15 protein-coding genes are annotated in these 22999 nt (G+C 56.6%); 10 read left to right on the top strand and 5 right to left on the bottom strand.

Annotation, left to right across the window (positions count from 1 at the left end; all coding sequences use genetic code 11):
* Nucleotides 1–108: 108 nt before the first annotated feature.
* The 3 genes from asmA to udk form a co-directional block, all read right to left on the bottom strand.
* Nucleotides 109–1962: an outer membrane assembly protein AsmA gene (asmA, locus tag OGW17_RS05640; protein WP_114647336.1), complete on the bottom strand. Its 1854-nt coding sequence runs from the start codon at nt 1960–1962 to the stop codon at nt 109–111.
* A 21-nt stretch (nt 1963–1983) separates the two neighbouring features.
* Nucleotides 1984–2565, bottom strand: a complete 582-nt coding sequence (gene dcd, locus OGW17_RS05635) for a dCTP deaminase (protein ID WP_012131692.1) — start codon at nt 2563–2565, stop codon at nt 1984–1986.
* A 91-nt stretch (nt 2566–2656) separates the two neighbouring features.
* Entirely contained in the window at nt 2657–3298 is a 642-nt protein-coding gene (gene udk / locus OGW17_RS05630; protein WP_024130192.1) for a uridine kinase, read from the bottom strand.
* 327 nt (nt 3299–3625) lie between these two features.
* Between udk and OGW17_RS05625 the strand changes: the two genes are divergently transcribed.
* Nucleotides 3626–6955 carry a diguanylate cyclase gene (locus OGW17_RS05625; RefSeq protein ID WP_071258918.1) on the top strand — a complete coding sequence of 1110 codons (3330 nt, stop codon included), beginning with the start codon at nt 3626–3628 and terminating at the stop codon, nt 6953–6955.
* Here the strand turns inward: OGW17_RS05625 and alkA are convergent.
* Complete coding sequence (alkA, locus tag OGW17_RS05620) at nt 6923–7792, bottom strand: DNA-3-methyladenine glycosylase 2 (protein ID WP_114647335.1); 870 nt, start codon at nt 7790–7792, stop codon at nt 6923–6925. The genes OGW17_RS05625 and alkA overlap by 33 nt on opposite strands.
* Before the next feature lie 135 nt (nt 7793–7927).
* Between alkA and yegD the strand changes: the two genes are divergently transcribed.
* Nucleotides 7928–9280, top strand: coding sequence for a molecular chaperone (gene yegD, locus OGW17_RS05615; protein WP_071258923.1), 1353 nt, complete (start codon nt 7928–7930; stop codon nt 9278–9280).
* 99 nt (nt 9281–9379) lie between these two features.
* Here the strand turns inward: yegD and OGW17_RS05610 are convergent, their stop codons facing one another.
* Nucleotides 9380–9439 carry a type I toxin-antitoxin system Ibs family toxin gene (locus OGW17_RS05610; RefSeq protein ID WP_114647626.1) on the bottom strand — a complete coding sequence of 20 codons (60 nt, stop codon included), beginning with the start codon at nt 9437–9439 and terminating at the stop codon, nt 9380–9382.
* Between the two features lie 280 nt (nt 9440–9719).
* Between OGW17_RS05610 and OGW17_RS05605 the strand changes: the two genes are divergently transcribed.
* The 8 genes from OGW17_RS05605 (at nt 9720) to OGW17_RS05570 (ending at nt 22941) form a co-directional block, all read left to right on the top strand.
* On the top strand, nt 9720–10967 hold the full coding sequence (locus tag OGW17_RS05605; RefSeq protein WP_071258926.1) for an MdtA/MuxA family multidrug efflux RND transporter periplasmic adaptor subunit: 1248 nt from the start codon (nt 9720–9722) through the stop codon (nt 10965–10967).
* Nucleotides 10967–14089, top strand: a complete 3123-nt coding sequence (mdtB, locus tag OGW17_RS05600) for a multidrug efflux RND transporter permease subunit MdtB (protein WP_071258928.1) — start codon at nt 10967–10969, stop codon at nt 14087–14089. The genes OGW17_RS05605 and mdtB overlap by 1 nt, the downstream gene beginning before the upstream one ends.
* Complete coding sequence (mdtC, locus tag OGW17_RS05595; protein ID WP_286452143.1) at nt 14090–17176, top strand: multidrug efflux RND transporter permease subunit MdtC; 3087 nt, start codon at nt 14090–14092, stop codon at nt 17174–17176. It abuts the gene before it with no gap.
* Nucleotides 17173–18588 (top strand): MFS transporter, encoded by a 1416-nt coding sequence (locus tag OGW17_RS05590; protein WP_012131681.1) that lies wholly within the window; start codon nt 17173–17175, stop codon nt 18586–18588. Before mdtC ends, OGW17_RS05590 begins: the two co-directional genes overlap by 4 nt.
* Entirely contained in the window at nt 18585–19988 is a 1404-nt protein-coding gene (gene baeS, locus OGW17_RS05585) for an envelope stress sensor histidine kinase BaeS (RefSeq protein WP_047462573.1), read from the top strand. Before OGW17_RS05590 ends, baeS begins: the two co-directional genes overlap by 4 nt.
* The gene (gene baeR, locus OGW17_RS05580) at nt 19985–20707 is read left to right on the top strand and encodes an envelope stress response regulator BaeR (protein ID WP_012131679.1); all 723 of its coding nucleotides are present in this window, start codon (nt 19985–19987) and stop codon (nt 20705–20707) included. The genes baeS and baeR overlap by 4 nt, the downstream gene beginning before the upstream one ends.
* Before the next feature lie 209 nt (nt 20708–20916).
* Entirely contained in the window at nt 20917–22278 is a 1362-nt protein-coding gene (gene trhP, locus OGW17_RS05575; protein WP_012131678.1) for a prephenate-dependent tRNA uridine(34) hydroxylase TrhP, read from the top strand.
* 399 nt (nt 22279–22677) lie between these two features.
* Entirely contained in the window at nt 22678–22941 is a 264-nt protein-coding gene (locus OGW17_RS05570; RefSeq protein WP_012131677.1) for a type II toxin-antitoxin system RelE family toxin, read from the top strand.
* The last annotated feature ends 58 nt before the right edge of the window (nt 22942–22999 follow it).

Below are 22999 nucleotides of genomic sequence, written 5' to 3'. Positions count from 1 at the left end.
CCTGATAAGCGCAGCGCCATCAGGCGTAGGGTGTTGCCGGATGGCGGCGTAAACGCCTTACCCGGCCTACACATGCTGTCTGTTTTCACAGCCGGCATTCAGATTCGCTTACAGCTTATCCAGCAGCTTCTTCACGTCTTTACCGTTGCGGGTCTCTTTATTACGATCCGCCCAGTCGCTCAGACGACGTTTTGCTTCATCCTGCAAATGCTTACGCAGAATCTGGTCAACCTGGAGATTGTAATTCAGCGCCTGCCACTTACCGTATACGCGCAGCGGAACCGGCGTCTCTTTCAGGAAATCAATCAGCTTGCTTTCACCTGTCCAGCCGCCCAGCACGCGCACGTTAAACTGCGTGTCGCAGGTCTGCTCAACAAGATTCAACGCGCCATTACCGGAAACCGCCAGTATTGCAGACTGCCCTTCCATGCTGCCCAGCGTGAGCTTACCGTTATCCAGCGCCAGGTCGGTGACAAAGCGATCCAGACGGGTCGCATTATCAAAATTCTGCTGCGATTGCTGCACATCACCACCGCTACGCGTTACCGCCTGCTGCACCAGTTGCTGGAAGTTCATCCCTTCCATACGCGTGTCGCGCATTTCAACATGCGCCTGCCCTTGCCAGCTGTGACGAAACGCCTGGGCGTCAATATCCGCGCCTGAAAAATCGCCCGCCAGCGACATTTTGCCGGTCAGCGCGATGGGATAGTCAAACGCGTTCAGAATCGTGCCAATTTCCACATCTTCAAGGCGCGGCTGGAACACGGCGCGCGGATTTGCCGCTCTCGCGTCCAGCGTACCGGGCAGAGAAATCTCACCGCCGTCGAGTTTCCCCTGCAACTCGACGATATTCAGCAAACCGGCCTGATTCGTCATTTTCGCCGACACGTCGGTAAACGCCATGCCACGCCACTGCGCGTTATCCGCCCGCAGAGAGAGGGCCGCAGAAAACCCTTTTAGCCCCTGATAAGCGGGTTCATCAACGCGGGACGCGATAACCGGCCGCGGCCGCGTCGACTGCTGCCCCGTTTGCGCCACGTTTTTGGATGTGCTTGCCACGTCATTTCGCGGAAGAAGGTTATCCAGATTCAGCTTGCCAAATTGCAGATCGATCGCCCATTCCGGCTCATCGCTCAGCGTCACCTGAGCCTGTCCGGTCAGGGTGCTGTCGTTGGCGGTTAAACTGAGCTGACTGAAAGAGAGCCTTTTTTGCCCTTCCTGCCACTGCGCCTGTAATTGCCCCTGGCCCTGAATACCCTGTTTCGGTAAATCGGCTCCCTGCAACTGCCAGTTGAGCTGCTCGATACCGGCCGTTAAGTTGTGCGGATAGTCAGACGCATCGACCGTTCCGTTGAAGGAGAGCGAGAGATCGCGCTGATCGCGGTTCACCCGCCCGGAAAAATCAAACGTCCCGCGATGCTGTTCATCCTGCTCCATTTGCAGGCGAATATCGCGAACCGTAATTTGCTCGTCGTCTTCATGCTGGAACACCAGCACGCTGTCAGCAACGCGTAAGCTGCTGATATCAAAAGACCAGCCACGGTCTTCCGGGACATCCGGCAGCGTATTGTCTTTTGGCGCAACAGGCGCGTCTTCCCGGCGCGCCGCTTCCGTCTGCGGCGTCAACTGGATGACCGCGCCTTTGAGCATCACCTGTTCAACCTTCAACTGATGACTAAGAAGCGGCCACAGCGCAACGTCCAGGCGCATATTGTCGGCCCGAACCAGGGGTTCGCTGGCGCCTTCCGCCGTCAACGCCATCCGCCCAGAGAGGATGCTGAGTTGAGGCCATACGTGCCAGCGCAGAGGGCCATCCAGTTGCAGTTGATATCCGCTACGCGCAGCGACCTGCTGCACCATATACGCGCGGAAATCATTCGGATTCACCAGCATCACCAACGCCGAGAAACCGGCCACCAGCACGACCAGGAGAATCATCAGCGTCGTCAGAAATCGTCTCATGCTATCCTCAGTGGAGCAGACTCAGTCTTTGTCAATCCGGCTGGCAACAGCGCCTTGCTGATCGCGGTATTTCGCATCCTGGCGACGGTTATAAGGGCGTGCGGCAGGGCCGGAGAGCGGCTCAAAGCTCAGGGCGCCAATCAGCATTCCCGGACGCAGGGCCAGCGGTAATTTCCCGGAGTTGTAGAACTCCAGAACGATGCAACCGGACCAGCCGGGATCGATACGGTGCGCGGTAACGTGCACCATCAGCCCAAGACGCGCCAGCGAGGAACGGCCATCCAGCCACCCCACGAGATCCGGCGGCAGCGTGACGGACTCAAAGGTCACGGCCAGCGCCAGCTCGCCCGGATGAAGATAAAACGCGTCGCCTTCATCCAGCACGATTTCATCGCTCATCACGCGATCCAGCGCAGCGCTGACCTCATCCTTCGGGCCGCTTAAATCAATAAACGCAGCCGTGTGGCCACGAAATGTACGAAATTTATTGCCAAGGCGCACATCCACCGTCGCGCCATTAATACGCTCAACAGGAGGACGCGGGTTGATCGACAAGCGGCCTTCATCCAGCCAGGCTTCAATATCTCGGTCACACAAACGCATGGCACTTTCTCCTTTCGTGCATCAGGCCCTTAACGTTCAACACGTCAAGGGCGAACCAGGTTATCACTGAACGGTACACAATTCGCTGGGCTTATTCAAAGAACTGACTGATTTTCGCCTTCAGAATATCAATCGCAATGCGGTTCTTACCGCCGCGCGGTACGATAATATCGGCGTATTGCTTGGAAGGTTCAATAAATTGCAGGAACATCGGGCGTACGGTTTTCTGGTACTGCGCCATCACCGAATCCATTGAACGCCCACGCTCGTTGACGTCGCGCTTAATACGGCGCATCAGGCAGATATCCAGCGGGGTATCGACAAAAATAGAGAAGTTCATCTCTTCACGCAAACGCGCGTCCGTCAGCAGCAAAATCCCTTCGAGAATAATGACTTTTTTGGGCTCGACGCGAACGGTTTCCTGCATGCGGGTATGTTCAACATAGCTGTATACGGGCAATTCAATCGCCGAACCGCGCTTGAGCGCTTGCAGATGCTGGAACAGCAAACTGTGATCCATCGCATTAGGATGGTCGTAGTTGGTTTTTACACGCTCTTCCATCGACAGATGGCTTTGATCTTTGTAATAGCTGTCTTCGGGAATAACGCCGATATGTTCATCACCCACTTGTTCACGCAATTCGCGATAAAGGGTACTGGCAATAAGACTCTTGCCGGAAGCCGATGCGCCAGCAATACCGATAATGACGCACTGATGAGACTGAACAGTCATAAATTTAGCGACCTGATTAACCTGGATGTTAGGGAGGGCGACGCCGAAGCGCCAAACGCGGCAATTATAGGGATTTCAGCGGCACGATACCAGTCGAGATAACAGAACGCTAAATTGCCGTCCATCTCTCCCTGTCGCAAATTAAAATGATTATTTTTAAAGCAGCTGCCGGATTTATTCGTTTATGCCGGAATTAATCCCCCGGAGATGTCAAATTATGAGCCGCTGACGTATAAATCGTAAATTGTTTGTACTAGCATGATCCTGAATGAAAACTGACGCGTCCTGGCCCTCCGCGACGGCAAGGGCTATTCGGATAACGTGGTAATGAGTAAACAAACCCAACATGTTTTAGTTACCTTGCCTCACCCTCTACTGCGTCTCGTCAGTTTAGGTCTGCTCACCTTTATCTTTACACTCTTCTCGCTGGAACTGTCGCGTTTCGATACGCCGCTGGCGCCGCTGTGGTTCCCGACGTCAATCATGATGGTCGGTTTTTATCGCCACGCAGGGCGGATGTGGCCGGGGATCGCACTGGTCTGTTCCCTCGGCAGCATAAGCGCGTCACTCGTTTTTTCTCCTGCCGGTTCGCTGAATTTTGGCTGGATGGCGATCAATATTATTGAAGCGGTGGTCGGCGCAATCCTGTTACGTAAGCTACTGCCCTGGTATAACCCCTTACAAAATCTGAATGACTGGCTCCGCCTGGCGACGGGCAGCGCGGTGATTCCACCGCTACTGGGAGGCGCGCTGCTCTGGCTGCTGATGCCCGAAGGGACGCCAGTAAAAACATTTTTGATTTGGATTCTGTCCGAGTCTATCGGCGCGCTGGCGCTGGTGCCATTAGGCTTGCTGTTTAAACCGCGCTACCTGCTTCGCCATCGCGATCCCCGTTTACTGCTTGAAACGCTGCTTACGCTGACGATAACGCTGGGGCTAAGCTGGCTCTCTATGCTGTACGTCCCGTGGCCTTTCACCTGCATTATTGTTCTGCTGATGTGGAGCGCGATACGTCTGCCGCGTATGGAAGCGTTTCTGATCTTCCTCGCCACCGTCATGATGACGTCGCTGATGCTGGCATCCGACCCGGCGCTGCTGTCAACGCCCAAAACATACGCCATGATGAACGTTCCCTGGCTGCCGCTTTTAATGATCCTGCTGCCCGTCAACATCATGACAATGGTGATGTATGCGTTTCGGGCGGAACAAAAAAATATCACGGAAAGCGAATTACGCTTTCGTAACGCGATGGAATATTCCGCGATCGGCATGGCGTTAGTGGGCACCGAAGGCCAATGGCTACAGGCCAACAAGGCATTGTGTCAGTTTCTTGGTTACAGCCAGGATGAACTGCGCGCCCTCACCTTTCAACAGCTCACCTGGCCTGAGGATCTGCATAACGACCTTGAACAGCTGAATATGCTGGTGCGCGGCGATATCAACAGCTATTCCATGGAGAAACGCTATTACACCCGCGACGGCGATGTGGTCTGGGCATTACTGGCCGTTTCACTGGTTCGCCATAGCGACAACACCCCGCTCTATTTCATTGCGCAAATTGAAGATATCAACGACCTGAAACATACCGAACGGGTAAACAAGCGCTTGATGGAGCGGATTACGCTGGCGAACGAAGCGGGCGGTATCGGCATCTGGGAATGGGAACTGCGGCCTGACGTGATCAGTTGGGATAAGCGCATGTTTGAGCTGTATGAGGTTCCGCCGCATATCAAACCCACCTGGCAACTCTGGCACGACTGCCTGTTGCCGGAAGACCGCGCGCCGACGGAAAAGATCATCCGCGAGTCTCTGGCGGCACGTCTCCCCTTTAAGCTCGAATTCAGGATTGGCGTAAAAGATGGCATCCGGCATATCCGCGCCCTGGCGAACCGGGTGCTGGATAAAGACGGCGACGTGGAACGCCTGCTTGGCATCAACATGGACATGACCGAAGTCAAACAGCTTAACGAGGCGCTGTATCAGGAAAAAGAGCGCCTGCACATTACGCTGGACTCCATCGGGGAAGCGGTTGTCTGTATTGACGTCGATATGAACGTAACCTTTATGAATCCTGTCGCCGAAAAGATGAGCGGCTGGCAGCAGGAACATGCGATCGGCATCCCGCTGCTGACGGTATTGCGCATCACTTTTGGCGATAACGGCCCGCTGATGGAAAATATCTATAGCGCGGATATGTCGCGTTCCGCCATTGAGCAGGATGTGGTGCTTCACTGTCGCAACGGCGGTCGCTACGACATTCATTACAGCATTACGCCGCTCAGTACGCTGGACGGCGGGAATATCGGCTCCGTACTGGTCATTCAGGACGTCACGGAATCGCGGAAAATGCTGCGCCAGCTCAGCTACAGCGCCTCTCATGACGCCCTCACCCACCTGGCTAACCGGGTCAGTTTTGAAAGCCATCTGAAAGAAATCCTGCTTACGGTACGCGATACGCGCCAGCATCATGCGCTGGTCTTTATTGATCTTGACCGCTTTAAAGCCGTTAACGACAGCGCCGGGCATGCCGCAGGCGATGCGCTGCTTCGCGAACTGGCCGCCTTAATGCTCAGTATGCTGCGTTCCAGCGATATGCTGGCCCGCCTGGGCGGGGACGAATTTGGCCTCCTGCTGCCGGATTGCAATATCGACAGCGCGCGCTTTATTTCTACGCGGATCGTCAACGCGATTAATGAATACCGCTTTACGTGGGAAGACCGTGAACACCCCATTGGCGCCAGCGCCGGGATCACGATAATCAATAACGCCAATCGCCTGGCGGCAAACGTGATGTCCCAGGCGGATATCGCCTGCTATGCCTCTAAAAACAACGGTCGGGGATGTGTCACCGTGTACGAAGCGCAGCAGGAACAGGCGCACAGCGAGCGGGAAGTTACGTCTCAGGATGAACAATGGCGCATAATCAAAGATAACCCTCTATTGATGATCGCCCGCGGGGTCGCGTCGCCGCGCATCCCTGAAACGTGCGGTTTTTGGCTGATCTCGCTGCGGCTGTGGGCCAGCGACGGCGAAATCATGGAGGAGCAGGCATTCCGCGCAGGGCTAACCGATCCCGAACTCAGCCACGCTCTCGATCGTCGCGTGTTTCAGACATTTTTCCAGCACGCGGCATCCACCGTCGCCAGTAAGGGGGTGAGCATCGCCCTGCCGCTTTCCGCCGCCGGACTCAGCCGCGCAACATTCATTGATGAGCTGCTCGAACAACTGGAGCGCAGCCCACTTCCGCCGCGCTTATTGCATCTGGTTATCCCGGCACATGTCCTGATGCAAGAGTCCGATAAGGCCATACCCGCGATACAGATACTGCGTCAGGCGGGCTGTCGCATTGTTCTCAGCCAGGTCAACCGTGACCTGGCGCTTTTCGATTGCTTAAGCGCCCACATGGCTGACTACCTGTTGCTTGATAGCGAACTCTGCGCCAGCCTTCACGGCAATTTAATGGATGAAATGCTGGTATCGATTATTCAGAGCCATGCGCAGCGGCTGGGCGTCAGAACCATTGCCGGCCCGGTACAAATGCCGCTGATCATGGATGCGCTTTCCGGTATTGGCATCGATCTGATTTACGGCGACGTCATTGCCGATGCCCAGCCGCTGGATCTGTTACTGAACACCAGTTATTTCGCCATCAACTGACGGCTGCCAGCCATCCGTATACCAGATATGCAGCAACGCGTAGGAGCGCCAGGGTTTCCAGCGCTCCGCATAACGGCGGATTTGCGCGGGCGTCATTCCCGAAAACCGCTGTTTAATCAGATAATCATCCGGCAAAAAGATATCTTTCGCCTGCCAGCCGCGCAGCGCGAAGTAGTTGGCCGTCCAGCGCCCAATCCCAGGAAAGGTTTGCAGGTTTTTCACCCCCAGCGCAATATCCGGCGGCGCGACCGTCTCTAACGTTCCATCCAGCGTCGCACGCGCCAGATGGATCAGCGCTTCCGCGCGTTTAAGCGGCATCCCCAATGCTTTAAGCGCGAATGGGTCCGCCGCCGCCAGCGTTTGCGGCGTGGGGAAACAGACATACTCCGGCGCGTCGGCAAGCACATCGCCATAACGACGGGCGACTTTCGCCGTCAGCTTTGCCGCCATCGCCACGCTGACCAGTTGCCCGAGTATCGCCCTTACGCCCTGTTCGAAGGCATCCACCGAGCCGGGCAGACGCAATCCCGGTCGCGCAGCCCCCAGACTGCCGAGCGCGTCGGCAATCTGATCGGGGTTACAGCGCAGATCGAACAGGCGTTCAATTTTTGCCAGACATTCTTCGGCGACGGGCAACAAGCCCGCGCTCAGGGTTACGCGCAGCGTATGCGTCTGGTGCTCCGGTACAACGGCGATCAGTCCCCGATGTTCTCCCGTCGCCAGACTGCGAACGTAACGCGCGGGTTCAACCGTTTCGACGCCGCTCACCGCACGCGCGGCGAGAAAACCCAACATCCAGGACCAGTCATAAGGCGGCTGCCAGCTTAGGATATACATTGCAACTCCTGTTTTTATTCTCCTTCAGCATAAACGCTATTCAAACGCCGCGCCTTGCTTTCATATTCCAGTTGTCGGGATTACAACATTTCGTTAAAGTCACGCCCCTTCTTCACTGGCATGGGGATTATTAAGGTGTTTATTGGTTTTGACTACGGCACGGCAAACTGTTCCGTTGCCGTCATGCGCGACGGGCAACCGCATCTGCTAAAAATGGAAAATAACAGCACGCTGTTGCCCTCAATGCTTTGCGCCCCGACGCGTGAAGCCGTCAGCGAGTGGCTGTACCGCCATCACGCGGTTCCGGCGACGGATGACGAAACGCAGGCGCTGTTGCGGCGCGCAATGCGCTACAACCGTGAAGAAGATATTGAGGTCGGCGCAGGCAGCGTGCAGTTCGGGCTGGCTTCGCTAAGCCACTACATTGACGACCCGGAAGAGGTTTACTTCGTTAAATCGCCAAAATCCTTCCTCGGCGCTAACGGCCTAAAACCGCAGCAGGTTGCGCTGTTTGAGGATCTGGTTTGCGCGATGATGTTGCACATCCGTCATATGGCGCAAACGCAGTTGCCGGAAAGCATCACGCAGGCGGTGATCGGTCGACCAATTAACTTTCAGGGGCTGGGTGGCGATGAGGCCAACCGCCAAGCGCAAGGCATTCTGGAGCGCGCGGCAAAACGCGCCGGTTTTCAGGATGTCGTCTTCCAGTTTGAACCGGTTGCGGCGGGTCTGGATTATGAAGCCACGTTGCAGGAAGAGAAGCGCGTACTGGTGGTGGATATTGGCGGCGGGACGACCGACTGTTCATTGCTGCTGATGGGGCCGCAGTGGCATCAGCGCGCTGACCGCGCCTCCAGCCTGCTCGGGCACAGCGGCTGTCGCGTGGGCGGTAACGACCTGGACATCGCGCTGGCGTTTAAACACCTGATGCCGTTGCTGGGCATGGGCGGCGAAACCGAAAAAGGCATCGCATTGCCGGTTCTGCCGTGGTGGAACGCTGTCGCGATCAATGATGTTCCCGCACAGAGCGATTTCTACAGCAGCGCCAACGGTCGCCTGCTCAACGAGCTGGTTCGGGACGCCCGCGATGCGGATAAAGTCGCGCTGCTGCTTAAAGTCTGGCGTCAGCGCCTCAGCTATCGTCTGGTACGCAGCGCGGAGGAGAGCAAAATCGCCCTGTCCGGGCAGCCCGATATCCTCACCACGCTGCCGTTTATCAGCGATGAGCTAGCGACGTCTGTCAGTCAGCAGGGGCTGGAAGCAGCGCTGAGCCAGCCGCTGGCGCGTATACTGGAGCAGGTACAACTGGCGCTGGACAATGCGCAGGAAAAACCGGATGTCATCTATCTGACCGGCGGCAGCGCACGCTCACCGCTGATCAAAAGTGCGCTGGCGGAGCAGTTGCCGGGCATTCCGATTGCTGGCGGCGATGACTTCGGTTCCGTCACCGCCGGTCTTGCGCGCTGGGCGGACGTCGTATTTCGTTAACCGCCTCGCAAGCTGAGCGGCTTGCAGATTGACATTATTTTTGCTGTGGCTTATTTTCAGGAGTGAGGGTTAGGGAGGGTTTCCCCTCCCCCTGGTGTCTTAGTCAGTCTGAAAGCTACTCACTAAGAGTATCACCAGTATGATGACGCACTTCATCATAACCCTTTCCTTATTTTAGCCCCTTCCTCGGGAGGGGCTTTCCCGTTCCAGCGTCCTGCTGAAAGCTGTGGCTTACCTCCTTTTTTTGCCGTGCCGCCACTCTAACGCAAGAGTAAATATCCGTGCTTTTCATGGGTGATTGTTGCGTAACGCCTCGCAAAGGCCGACGTCATTCAGACGAATCCAGACAGTGTTTCATAATTCCTCCATTTTTCTCCCGTTATGGATGACTAAACTAGTATCATTCCGCGAAACGTTTCAGGATGAGAAACTTATAACGATGAAAGGCAGTAAAAAATCCCGCTGGGTGATAGCAATCGTGGTCGTTGTGGCGGCCATTGCCGTGTACGGGTTCTGGCATAGTCGCAGCGAAACCCAGGGGAATGCGCCGGGCGCTAACGAACATGCGCAACGTCAGGCTGGCGCAGGACGTCGCGGCATGCGTTCCGGCCCGCTGGCGCCGGTTCAGGCGGCGACCGCAACGGAACAAGCCGTACCACGCTATCTGACCGGGCTGGGCACGATCGCTGCCGCCAATACCGTCACGGTACGCAGCCGCGTGGATGGTCAACTGATGGCGCTGCACTTCCAGGAAGGACAACAGGTCAAAGCGGGCGATCTGCTGGCGGAAATCGATCCCAGCCAGTTTAAAGTCGCCTTAGCGCAAGCGCAGGGGCAGCTCGCGAAAGACAAAGCCACACTGGCGAATGCCCGTCGCGATTTAGCGCGCTATCAACAGCTGGTGAAAACCAATCTTGTCTCCCGCCAGGAGCTGGACGCGCAACAGGCGCTGGTCAGCGAAACAGAAGGCACCATTAAGGCCGATGAAGCCAGCGTCGCCAGCGCGCAGTTGCAGCTTGACTGGAGCCGCATCACCGCACCGGTAGAGGGTCGCGTGGGGTTAAAACAGGTGGATGTCGGTAATCAAATCTCCAGCGGCGATACCACAGGCATTGTCGTTATCACCCAGACGCACCCAATCGATCTGATTTTTACCTTGCCGGAAAGCGATATCGCCACCGTCGTACAGGCGCAAAAAACGGGCAAAACATTGACCGTTGAAGCCTGGGATCGCACTAACTCACAGAAATTAAGCGACGGCGTACTGCTCAGCCTGGACAACCAAATCGACGCCACGACCGGCACCATCAAAATCAAAGCCCGTTTTAACAACCAGGATGACGCGCTGTTCCCTAACCAGTTTGTTAACGCCCGCATGCTGGTCGATACGCAGCAAAACGCGGTGGTGATACCGACAGCGGCCGTACAAATGGGTAACGAAGGCCACTTTGTCTGGGTGCTAAATGATGAGAACAAAGTCAGCAAGCATCTGGTTAAACCGGGTATTCAGGACAGTCAGAACGTGGTAATCAGCGCCGGGCTGTCGGCAGGCGATCGCGTCGTGACGGACGGGATCGATCGTCTGACGGACGGGGCGAAAGTCGAAGTGGTGGAAGCGCAAGCGCCTGCGGCGAAAGAAGATAAAGCCACGAATCGGGAATACGGTAAGAAAGGAGTACGCTCCTGATGCAGGTGTTACCTCCGAGCAGCACAGGCGGCCCGTCGCGCCTGTTTATTATGCGCCCTGTCGCGACCACGCTGCTGATGGTGGCGATTTTACTCGCCGGGATTATCGGTTACCGCTTCCTGCCCGTCGCCGCATTGCCGGAGGTGGACTACCCCACCATTCAGGTGGTAACGCTCTACCCCGGCGCCAGCCCGGATGTGATGACCTCCGCTGTCACCGCGCCGCTTGAACGCCAGTTCGGGCAAATGTCCGGCCTGAAACAGATGTCGTCGCAAAGTTCCGGCGGCGCATCGGTTGTAACGTTGCAGTTCCAGCTGACTCTGCCGCTGGATGTCGCCGAGCAGGAAGTACAGGCCGCCATTAACGCGGCCACAAACCTGCTGCCTAGCGATCTGCCTAACCCGCCGGTATACAGCAAAGTTAACCCGGCAGATCCACCGATCATGACGCTGGCCGTCACCTCAACCGCCATGCCCATGACGCAGGTGGAAGATATGGTGGAAACCCGGGTGGCGCAGAAAATTTCCCAGGTTTCCGGCGTAGGGCTGGTCACGCTGTCCGGCGGCCAACGCCCGGCCGTGCGTGTGAAGCTGAATGCGCAGGCGATAGCCGCGCTGGGGCTTACCAGCGAAACGGTTCGCGCCGCCATCACCAGCGCCAACGTCAACTCGGCGAAAGGGAGCCTTGATGGCCCAACTCGCGCGGTCACGCTCTCTGCTAACGATCAGATGCAGTCTGTCGATGAGTATCGCCAGTTAATCATCGCCTGGCAGAACGGCGCGCCGGTACGTCTGGGCGATGTGGCAACGGTCGAACAAGGCGCGGAAAACAGCTGGCTCGGCGCGTGGGCCAATAAAGAACAGGCCATTGTGATGAATGTGCAGCGCCAGCCCGGCGCCAACATTATCTCCACGGCGGACAGCATTCGTCAGATGCTGCCGCAGCTTACGGAAAGCCTGCCGAAATCGGTCAATGTCACCGTGCTGTCGGATCGCACCACCAACATTCGCGCTTCCGTTACCGACACCCAGTTCGAACTGATGCTGGCGATTGCGCTGGTGGTGATGATCATCTACCTGTTCCTGCGTAATGTCCCCGCCACAATCATTCCGGGCGTCGCCGTGCCGTTATCGCTGATCGGCACTTTTGCGGTAATGGTCTTTCTCGATTTCTCGATCAATAACCTGACGCTAATGGCGCTGACCATCGCCACCGGCTTCGTCGTGGACGACGCGATTGTGGTGATTGAGAACATTTCGCGTTACATCGAGAAAGGGGAAAAACCGCTGGCGGCGGCGCTTAAAGGCGCTGGCGAAATCGGCTTTACCATTATTTCATTAACCTTCTCGCTGATTGCGGTACTGATCCCGCTGTTATTCATGGGCGATATCGTCGGGCGTTTGTTCCGTGAATTTGCGGTCACGCTGGCGGTAGCGATCCTGATCTCCGCCGTCGTGTCGCTGACCCTGACGCCCATGATGTGCGCCCGGATGCTCAGCCAGGCGTCGCTGCGCAAGCAAAACCGCTTCTCCCGCACGGCGGAAAAAATGTTTGATCGCGTCATTGAGAAATACGGTCAGTGGCTGGCAAAAGTGCTCAACCATCCGTGGCTGACGCTGAGCGTGGCGCTCGGCACCCTGCTTCTCAGCATCATGCTGTGGGTCTTTATCCCGAAAGGGTTCTTCCCGGTGCAGGATAACGGCATTATTCAGGGCACATTGCAGGCTCCGCAATCCAGCTCGTTCGCCAGCATGGCCCAGCGCCAGCGCCAGGTGTCTGATGTGATTTTAAAAGACCCGGCGGTAGAAAGCCTGACCGCCTTTGTCGGCGTTGATGGCACTAATCCGGCGCTGAACAGCGCGCGTCTGCAAATTAACCTTAAACCGCTGAATGAACGTGACGATCGGGTGCAGAAAGTCATCGCCCGCCTGCAACACGCCGTGGCGAAAGTGCCCGGTGTCGATCTCTACCTCCAGCCAACGCAGGATCTCACCATTGATACTCAGGTGAGCCGCACGCAGTACCAGTTTACGCTACAGGCCACCTCACTGGATGCGCTCAGCACCTGGGTGCCGCAGCTGATGGAAAAACTCCAGCAGCTTCCGCAGCTTTCTGACGTCAGCAGCGACTGGCAGGACAAAGGTCTGGTGGCGTATGTAAACGTTGACCGCGACAGCGCCAGCCGTCTTGGCATCAGCATGGCGGATGTCGATAACGCCCTGTATAACGCCTTTGGCCAGCGCCTGATTTCGACCATCTACACCCAGGCGAATCAATATCGCGTCGTGCTGGAACATAACACCGACACCACGCCAGGGCTGGCGGCAATGGACACCATCCGTCTGACCAGCAGCGACGGCGGGATTGTGCCGCTTAGCGCCATCGCCAAAATCGAGCAGCGTTTCGCGCCGCTTTCCATTAATCACCTGGATCAGTTCCCGGTAACGACCTTCTCGTTTAACGTGCCGGATAATTATTCGCTCGGCGATGCGGTACAGGCCATTCTGGACACGGAGAAAACGGTCAACCTGCCAGTCGATATCACCACCCAGTTCCAGGGCAGCACGCTGGCCTTCCAGGCCGCGCTCGGCAGCACCGTCTGGCTGATCGTGGCGGCAGTGGTGGCGATGTATATCGTGCTTGGCGTGCTGTACGAAAGCTTTATCCACCCAATCACGATCCTCTCCACCCTGCCGACGGCGGGCGTCGGGGCGCTGCTGGCGCTCATGATTGCCGGTAGTGAACTGGACGTGATTGCCATCATCGGGATCATTTTGTTGATCGGTATTGTGAAGAAGAACGCCATCATGATGATCGACTTTGCCCTGGCCGCCGAGCGCGAGCAGGGAATGGCGCCGCGTGATGCGATTTTCCAGGCTTGTCTGCTGCGTTTTCGCCCGATTCTGATGACCACGCTGGCGGCACTGTTAGGCGCGCTGCCATTGATGTTAAGTACCGGCACAGGCGCGGAATTACGCCGCCCGTTAGGGATTGGCATGGTAGGCGGCCTGCTGGTCAGCCAGGTCTTAACCCTGTTCACCACGCCCGTCATCTATCTGCTGTTTGACCGCCTGTCGCTGTATGTGAAAAGCCGCTTCCCCCGCCAGGAAGAGGAGGCGTAAATGAAATTTTTCGCCCTTTTCATTTACCGCCCGGTGGCGACCATTTTAATCTCCATCGCCATTACGCTCTGCGGCGTGCTGGGTTTCCGGTTATTGCCGGTCGCCCCGCTGCCACAGGTGGATTTTCCGGTCATTATGGTGAGCGCATCGCTTCCGGGCGCTTCGCCGGAAACCATGGCGTCGTCGGTCGCCACGCCGCTGGAGCGTTCGCTCGGACGCATCGCGGGGGTCAGTGAAATGACCTCCAGCAGCTCGCTGGGCAGCACGCGAATTATCCTTCAGTTTAACTTTGACCGTGATATCAACGGCGCGGCGCGTGACGTGCAGGCGGCAATTAATGCCGCACAAAGTCTGCTGCCCAGCGGGATGCCCAGCCGCCCGACCTACCGTAAAGCCAACCCGTCCGACGCGCCGATTATGATTCTGACGCTCACATCGGACACCTGGTCGCAGGGAGAGCTGTATGACTTCGCCTCAACGCAGCTGGCGCAGACAATCGCGCAAATTGACGGCGTCGGCGATGTGGATGTCGGCGGCAGTTCGCTGCCCGCCGTGCGCGTGGGGCTTAACCCGCAGGCGTTGTTTAATCAGGGCGTATCGCTGGATGACGTGCGCAGCGCCATCAGCAATGCCAACGTGCGTAAGCCACAGGGCGCGATCGACGACAAGACTCATCGCTGGCAGGTTCAGACAAATGATGAACTGAAAACGGCGACGGAATACCAGCCGTTGATTATCCACTACAACAACGGCGCCGCCGTGCGTCTGGGCGATGTCGCCACAGTAACTGACTCGGTGCAGGATGTGCGTAACGCCGGGATGACCAACGCCAAACCGGCGATTTTGCTGATGATTCGCAAGCTGCCGGAAGCCAATATCATCCAGACGGTAGACAGCATTCGCGAGAAGCTCCCGGAATTACAAACGCTGATTCCCGCCTCAATTGACCTGCAAATCGCTCAGGATCGTTCCCCGACGATTCGCGCCTCGCTGGAGGAAGTGGAGCAGACGCTGGTTATTTCCGTCGCGCTGGTCATTCTGGTGGTCTTTTTATTTCTGCGCTCCGGGCGCGCAACGTTGATTCCTGCCGTTGCGGTTCCCGTGTCGCTGATTGGCACCTTCGCCGCAATGTACCTGTGCGGTTTTAGCCTGAACAACCTGTCGCTGATGGCGCTGACTATCGCCACCGGGTTTGTCGTCGATGACGCCATTGTGGTGCTGGAAAATATCTCCCGCCATCTTGAAGCCGGCATGAAGCCCTTGCAGGCGGCGCTTCAGGGAACGCGTGAAGTTGGCTTTACGGTGCTCTCCATGAGCCTCTCCCTGGTGGCGGTATTCCTGCCGCTCTTGCTGATGGGGGGATTGCCCGGAAGATTATTACGCGAGTTTGCCGTCACCCTTTCGGTGGCGATCGGCATCTCGCTGCTCGTCTCGCTCACGCTAACCCCCATGATGTGCGGCTGGATGCTGAAGTCCAGCAAGCCTCGCGAGCAGACGCGAAGCCGCGGCTTTGGCCGTCTGCTGACTGGCCTGAAACAGGGGTACGGCACATCGTTGAAATGGGTGCTAAACCATACGCGGCTGGTGGGCGTCGTCTTGTTGGGCACCATTGCGCTGAATATCTGGCTCTATATTTCCATCCCCAAAACCTTCTTCCCCGAACAGGATACGGGCGTACTGATGGGCGGCATTCAGGCTGACCAGAGTATTTCGTTTCAGGCGATGCGCGGCAAACTTCAGGACTTTATGAAGATCATTCGCGACGATCCGGCGGTCGACAACGTGACCGGGTTCACCGGCGGTTCGCGGGTCAACAGCGGGATGATGTTTATTACGCTGAAATCACGCGGCGAACGCCATGAAACGGCGCAGCAGGTTATCGACCGGCTGCGGGTCGCGCTGGCAAAAGAGCCGGGCGCAAACCTGTTTCTGATGGCGGTGCAGGATATCCGCGTCGGCGGGCGGCAGGCTAACGCCAGCTACCAGTACGCTCTGCTGTCTGATGATTTAAGCGCGCTGCGGGAATGGGAGCCGAAAATCCGTAAAGCGCTGGCGGCGCTCCCCCAACTGGCGGACGTTAACTCCGATCAGCAAGATAACGGCGCGGAGATGAACCTGATTTACGACCGCGAAACCATGTCCCGGCTGGGGATCGACGTGCAGGCCGCCAACAGTCTGCTGAATAATGCCTTCGGTCAACGGCAAATTTCCACCATCTATCAGCCGATGAACCAGTACAAGGTTGTGATGGAGGTCGACCCACGCTATACCCAGGACATCAGCGCGCTGGAGAAGATGTTCGTCATTAGCAGCGACGGGAAGGCGATTCCGCTCTCTTATTTTGCAAAATGGCAGCCCGCCAATGCGCCGCTGTCAGTGAATCACCAGGGGTTGTCCGCCGCCTCGACTATCGCGTTTAACCTGCCTACGGGCACGTCGCTGTCCGAAGCGACGGAAGCCATCAACCGGGCGATGACACAGCTTGGCGTACCGTCAACGGTGCGCGGCAGTTTCGCAGGAACGGCACAGGTTTTCCAGGAGACGATGAATTCGCAGGTGATTCTGATCCTGGCGGCGATCGCGACGGTCTATATTGTGTTGGGGATATTGTATGAAAGTTATGTTCATCCGCTGACCATCCTCTCTACCCTCCCCTCCGCAGGCGTGGGGGCGCTACTGGCGCTGGAGCTGTTCAATGCCCCGTTCAGCCTAATCGCGCTCATCGGGATCATGCTATTAATTGGCATTGTGAAGAAAAACGCCATCATGATGGTCGATTTTGCGCTTGAGGCGCAGAGAAACGGCAACCTGACGCCGGAACAGGCGATTTTCCAGGCCTGCCTGCTGCGTTTTCGCCCAATCATGATGACCACGCTGGCGGCGCTGTTTGGCGCGCTGCCGCTGGTTATCTCCGGGGGCGATGGTTCAGAGTTACGTCAACCATTAGGGATTACGATCGTGGGTGGACTGGTGATGAGCCAGCTGCTGACGCTTTATACCACCCCGGTGGTCTATCTCTTTTTCGACCGTCTGCTGCTGCGTTTTTCACGTAATAATAGCCAACCGGAACCCATAACAGAGCCATGACAGAACTTCCTGACAGCACACGCTGGCAACTCTGGATTGTGGCATTCGGCTTTTTTATGCAATCGCTGGATACCACAATCGTCAACACCGCGCTTCCCTCTATGGCGCTCAGTCTGGGGGAAAGCCCGCTGCATATGCACATGGTCGTGGTTTCCTATGTACTGACCGTGGCGGTAATGCTGCCTGCCAGCGGCTGGCTGGCGGATAAAGTCGGCGTGCGTAATATCTTCTTTACCGCCATTGTGCTGTTTACGTTGGGATCGCTATTTTGCGCCTGGTCCAGCACGCTGAATGAACTGGTGCTGGCGCGCGTTTTACAGGGCGTGGGCGGCGCCATGATGGTGCCGGTCGGCAGACTGACGGTCATGAAGATCGTTCCGCGCGAACAATATATGGCGGCAATGACCTTCGTCACGCTGCCTGGTCAGGTCGGGCCGCTGCTCGGCCCGGCGCTGGGCGGCATTCTGGTCGAGTACGCCTCCTGGCACTGGATTTTCCTGATTAACATTCCGGTCGGCATTGTCGGGGCGATTGCGACGCTCATGCTGATGCCGAACTACACCATGCAAACCCGGCGTTTCGATCTTTCAGGGTTCCTCCTGCTGGCCGTCGGCATGGCGGTACTGACGATGGCGCTGGACGGCAGCAAAGGCACGGGGCTCTCGCCTCTCTCACTGGGCGCACTGGTGTTGTGCGGCATCCTGGCGATTGCGCTCTACCTGAAACACGCCAAAAACAATCCGCGCGCGCTGTTTAGTCTGGCGCTGTTTCGCACCCACACCTTCTCGCTGGGCCTGTCTGGTAGCTTCGCCGGGCGCGTCGGGAGCGGCATGCTGCCCTTCATGACGCCGGTCTTTTTGCAGATTGGTCTGGGGTTCTCGCCGTTTCATGCCGGGTTGATGATGATCCCGATGGTACTCGGCAGCATGGGAATGAAACGTATCGTCGTACAGGTGGTAAACCGCTTTGGCTATCGTCGCGTACTGGTCGCCACCACCCTCGGCCTGTCGCTGGTCAGCCTGCTGTTTATGAGCGTCGCGATGCTTGGCTGGTATTACGCCCTGCCCTTTGTGCTGTTCCTGCAAGGCATGGTCAACTCCACCCGTTTTTCATCCATGAACACCTTAACGCTCAAAGATCTGCCCGATGAACTCGCCAGCAGCGGCAACAGCTTGCTGTCCATGATCATGCAACTGTCGATGAGTATTGGCGTGACCATCGCCGGGCTGCTGCTGGGCATGTTTGGTCAACAACATATCGCGGCCGACAGCGGCGCGAGCCACACGGTGTTTATGTATACCTGGCTGTGCATGGCCCTGATTATCGCGCTGCCCGCACTCATCTTCGCCCGGGTGCCGAACGACACGCACAAAAACGCCGTCATTTCACGACGCAAAAGGAGCACGCAATGAAGTTCTGGCGGCCCGGTATTACCGGCAAATTGTTTCTGGCGATTTTCGCCACCTGCATTGTCTTGCTGATCAGCATGCACTGGGCCGTACGCATCAGCTTTGAGCGTGGGTTTATCGACTACATCAAACATGGCAACGAACAGCGGTTGCAGATGCTCGGCGACGCGCTGGGCGAGCAGTACTCGCTGCACGGCAACTGGCGTTTTTTACGCAATAACGATCGCTTCGTTTTCCAGATCCTGCGCTCTTTTGAGCATGACAACGACGATAACAAACCCGGCCCCGGGATGCCGCCGCATGGCTGGCGAACCCAATTTTGGGTCGTCGATCAACACGCCAATGTGCTGGTCGGCCCGCGAGCGCCAGTCCCGCGAGACGGCACCCGCCGGGCTATTCACGTAAACGGTGTGGAAGTTGGCGCGGTGATTGCTTCTCCCGTTGAGCGACTGACGCGCAATACCGATATTAATTTTGATAAGCAACAGCGCCGTACCAGTTGGCTGATCGTGGCGTTGTCGACTCTGCTGGCGGCGCTGGCGACGTTTCCGCTGGCGCGCGGGTTGCTGGCGCCCGTTAAGCGGCTGGTGGAAGGCACGCACAAACTGGCCGCAGGCGACTTCACGACGCGCGTAACGCCGACCAGCGCGGATGAACTGGGTAAACTGGCGCAGGATTTTAACCAGCTCGCCAGCACGCTGGAAAAAAATCAGCAAATGCGCCGCGATTTTATGGCGGATATCTCCCACGAACTGCGCACGCCGCTGGCGGTATTGCGCGGTGAGCTGGAGGCTATCCAGGACGGAGTCCGCCAGTTTACGCCCGAATCGGTGGCCTCGCTCCAGGCTGAAGTCGGCACGCTCACCAAGCTGGTTGACGATCTGCATCAGCTTTCTATGTCCGATGAAGGCGCGCTGGCGTACCAGAAAACATCGGTGGACCTGATTCCCCTGCTGGAGGTGGCGGGCGGCGCGTTTCGCGAGCGCTTCGCCAGCCGTGGGCTGACGTTACACTTTTCCCTTCCTGACAGCGTGATGGTATTCGGCGATCCGGATCGTCTGATGCAGTTATTCAATAATCTGCTGGAAAATAGTCTGCGCTACACCGACAGCGGCGGCAGCCTGCACATTTCCGCCGAGCAGCGCGACAACATGCTGCTGTTAACGTTCGCCGATTCCGCGCCCGGCGTTCGCGATGAGCAGTTACAAAAACTGTTTGAACGTTTCTACCGCACAGAAGGCTCCCGCAACCGCGCCAGCGGCGGGTCCGGTCTGGGACTGGCGATTTGCGACAATATCGTACAAGCGCATAATGGTCGTATCCGGGCGTCCCATTCGCCTTTTGGCGGGCTTAGCATTACAGTAGAGTTACCGCTGGAACGCGATTTACAGAGAGATGTATGACTGAGTTACCCATTGATGAAAACACGCCGCGTATTTTAATCGTGGAAGATGAACCCAAGCTGGGACAACTGCTGATCGACTATCTGCGCGCCGCAAGCTATGCCCCCACGCTAATCAGTCATGGCGATCAGGTATTGCAGTATGTGCATCAAACGCCGCCAGACCTGATCCTGCTGGACTTAATGCTGCCAGGTACGGACGGCCTGACGCTGTGCCGGGAAATTCGCCGTTTTTCTGACGTGCCCATCGTGATGGTCACGGCAAAGATTGAAGAGATCGACCGCCTGCTTGGGCTGGAGATTGGCGCCGATGATTACATCTGCAAACCTTACAGCCCCCGTGAGGTGGTCGCCCGCGTGAAAACGATTTTGCGCCGCTGCAAGCCGCAGCGTGAGCTGCAACAGCTGGACGCGCAAAGCCCGCTGATTGTTGATGAAGGCCGTTTTCAGGCATCCTGGCGCGGCAAGATGCTCGACCTGACCCCCGCAGAGTTTCGCCTGTTGAAAACGCTGTCTCACGAGCCGGGGAAAGTCTTCTCCCGCGAGCAGCTGCTTAATCATCTCTACGATGATTATCGCGTGGTGACGGACCGCACCATTGACAGCCACATCAAAAACCTGCGCCGCAAGCTGGAATCGCTGGACGCCGAACAGTCGTTCATCCGTGCGGTATACGGCGTCGGGTATCGCTGGGAAGCGGATACCTGCCGGATTGCATAAGTCACGCCTGCAATAGCCGGATGACGCTCCGCTGATCCGACCGACAAATAAGAGCGTTGTCGGCCAGAAAAGGCGCTACGCCGCCATCCGGCGTTTTTCTTTACCTGCCTCCCCCACAGCGCTACAATGCCCGCCCTTAACGTAGGGGCACTCCCCTAACCGCCTCATTCAGTGAAGCGGATCTGACCTGTCATCAGAACGAGAAAATTATGTTTAAACCGGAACTCCTTTCCCCGGCGGGAACGCTGAAAAATATGCGTTACGCTTTCGCTTATGGCGCAGATGCCGTGTATGCGGGCCAGCCGCGTTACTCCCTGCGCGTGCGCAACAACGAATTTAACCACGAGAATTTGCAGCTCGGCATTAACGAAGCCCACGCGCTTGGCAAAAAATTCTATGTGGTCGTGAACATTGCGCCGCATAACGCGAAACTGAAAACCTTTATTCGCGATCTTAAACCGGTTGTGGAAATGGGGCCGGATGCGCTGATCATGTCCGATCCCGGGCTTATCATGCTGGTACGTGAAAACTTCCCGGAAATGCCAATTCACCTTTCGGTGCAGGCCAACGCCGTAAACTGGGCAACGGTGAAGTTCTGGAACCAGATGGGGCTGACCCGCGTTATTCTTTCCCGCGAACTGTCGCTGGAAGAGATTGAAGAGATTCGTCAACAGGTGCCGGAAATGGAGATCGAAATCTTCGTACACGGCGCGCTGTGCATGGCCTACTCCGGTCGTTGCCTGCTCTCTGGCTACATCAACAAACGCGATCCGAACCAGGGAACCTGCACCAACGCCTGCCGTTGGGAATATAACGTGCAGGAAGGGAAAGAAGACGTCGTGGGCAACATCGTCCATAAATACGAACCGATTCCGGTACAGAACGTCGAGCCGACGCTGGGTATCGGCGCACCGACCGACAAAGTGTTTATGATCGAAGAAGCTCAGCGTCCGGGCGAATACATGACCGCGTTCGAAGATGAACACGGCACCTACATCATGAACTCGAAAGATCTGCGCGCCATTGCTCACGTTGAACGCCTGACCAAAATGGGCGTGCACTCACTGAAAATCGAAGGCCGTACCAAATCCTTCTACTACTGTGCGCGTACCGCTCAGGTTTATCGCAAAGCGATCGACGATGCCGCTGCGGGCAAGCCGTTTGATCCGCAACTGCTGGAAACGCTGGAAGGCCTGGCGCATCGCGGTTACACCGAAGGCTTTCTGCGCCGCCACACGCATGATGACTACCAGAATTACGAGTACGGTTACTCTGTTTCTGAACGTCAGCAGTTCGTGGGTGAGTTCACCGGCGAGCGTAAAGGCGCCCTTGCCGCCGTTGCCGTGAAGAACAAATTCTCCATCGGCGACAGCCTGGAGCTGATGACGCCGCAGGGGAACGTCAACTTCACTCTGGAACATATGGAAAACGCCAAAGGTGAAGCAATGCCGGTGGCGCCTGGCGATGGCTACACCGTCTGGATGCCGGTGCCGCAGGATATGGATCTGAATTATGCGTTGTTAATGCGTAATTTTTCCGGCGAATCCACGCGGAACCCACACGCTAAGTAGTTAATCCACGTTATTTTTTCATTATGGGAAGATTCTTAGAAATCGATCACATACCGCCTCGTTCATTACGGGTATTATCCGAGGCGCTGAAAAACATAACCCATAAATGCTAGCTGTACCAGGAACCACCTCCTTAGCCTGCGTAATCTCCCTTACGCAGGCTTATTTTTTATCTCATCGTTGCACACTGGAAAAGAGCCATTCCCTCCAGTACCCACATCTTAGTTGTTCCATTCCCGTTTCACATCCATGTGTTTTTGGCACACACGCCTTGTTCACTCAGCGCCCTTCCCCTATAAAAATAGAGGTATAATTTGACAATATAGGGTTAAAACCCTATATTTAAGACCTGCCATGTAGGGTGTGCTCTTTAACAATTTGTTTTACAGGGGATGTTTTATGACCCAGATACTCTGGACGGGTAGAGCCGTTAAGGATCTGCGAAAGCTACCTGCTGATGATCAAAAAGCTGTACGTGAGAAAGTAAACGCCATGCAGTTATACCCAGACATTAGCTCTCTGGATATCAAAAAACTCACGGATCAAGACGGGCAGTACAGATTAAGGGTGAAAAGCTATCGAGTTCTCTTCGTATTTGTAAACGGAGAGCCGCTGATCGTTGAAATTCAGCGCATATTACGCCGTAGCTCATCAACCTACTGACAGACGGCGGGGAAACCCGCCCGTTTCCCTCTGTAAACAATTTGTTAATTAACCGACA

The sequence above is a fragment of the Citrobacter sp. CK181 genome (assembly GCF_030333595.1).
GTDB lineage: Bacteria > Pseudomonadota > Gammaproteobacteria > Enterobacterales > Enterobacteriaceae > Citrobacter_B > Citrobacter_B koseri.
The sequence above is the reverse complement of the archived record's forward strand: the minus strand, read 5'-3'. Positions and strand labels throughout refer to the sequence as shown.

Coding starts and splice junctions, on each gene's coding strand:
- asmA (WP_114647336.1), bottom strand. CDS start 1,962: ATGAGACGATTTCTGACGACGCTGATGATTCTCCTGGTCGTGCTGGTG.
- dcd (WP_012131692.1), bottom strand. CDS start 2,565: ATGCGTTTGTGTGACCGAGATATTGAAGCCTGGCTGGATGAAGGCCGC.
- udk (WP_024130192.1), bottom strand. CDS start 3,298: ATGACTGTTCAGTCTCATCAGTGCGTCATTATCGGTATTGCTGGCGCA.
- OGW17_RS05625 (WP_071258918.1), top strand. CDS start 3,626: ATGAGTAAACAAACCCAACATGTTTTAGTTACCTTGCCTCACCCTCTA.
- alkA (WP_114647335.1), bottom strand. CDS start 7,792: ATGTATATCCTAAGCTGGCAGCCGCCTTATGACTGGTCCTGGATGTTG.
- OGW17_RS05605 (WP_071258926.1), top strand. CDS start 9,720: ATGAAAGGCAGTAAAAAATCCCGCTGGGTGATAGCAATCGTGGTCGTT.
- mdtB (WP_071258928.1), top strand. CDS start 10,967: ATGCAGGTGTTACCTCCGAGCAGCACAGGCGGCCCGTCGCGCCTGTTT.
- mdtC (WP_286452143.1), top strand. CDS start 14,090: ATGAAATTTTTCGCCCTTTTCATTTACCGCCCGGTGGCGACCATTTTA.
- OGW17_RS05590 (WP_012131681.1), top strand. CDS start 17,173: ATGACAGAACTTCCTGACAGCACACGCTGGCAACTCTGGATTGTGGCA.
- baeS (WP_047462573.1), top strand. CDS start 18,585: ATGAAGTTCTGGCGGCCCGGTATTACCGGCAAATTGTTTCTGGCGATT.
- baeR (WP_012131679.1), top strand. CDS start 19,985: ATGACTGAGTTACCCATTGATGAAAACACGCCGCGTATTTTAATCGTG.
- trhP (WP_012131678.1), top strand. CDS start 20,917: ATGTTTAAACCGGAACTCCTTTCCCCGGCGGGAACGCTGAAAAATATG.
- OGW17_RS05570 (WP_012131677.1), top strand. CDS start 22,678: ATGACCCAGATACTCTGGACGGGTAGAGCCGTTAAGGATCTGCGAAAG.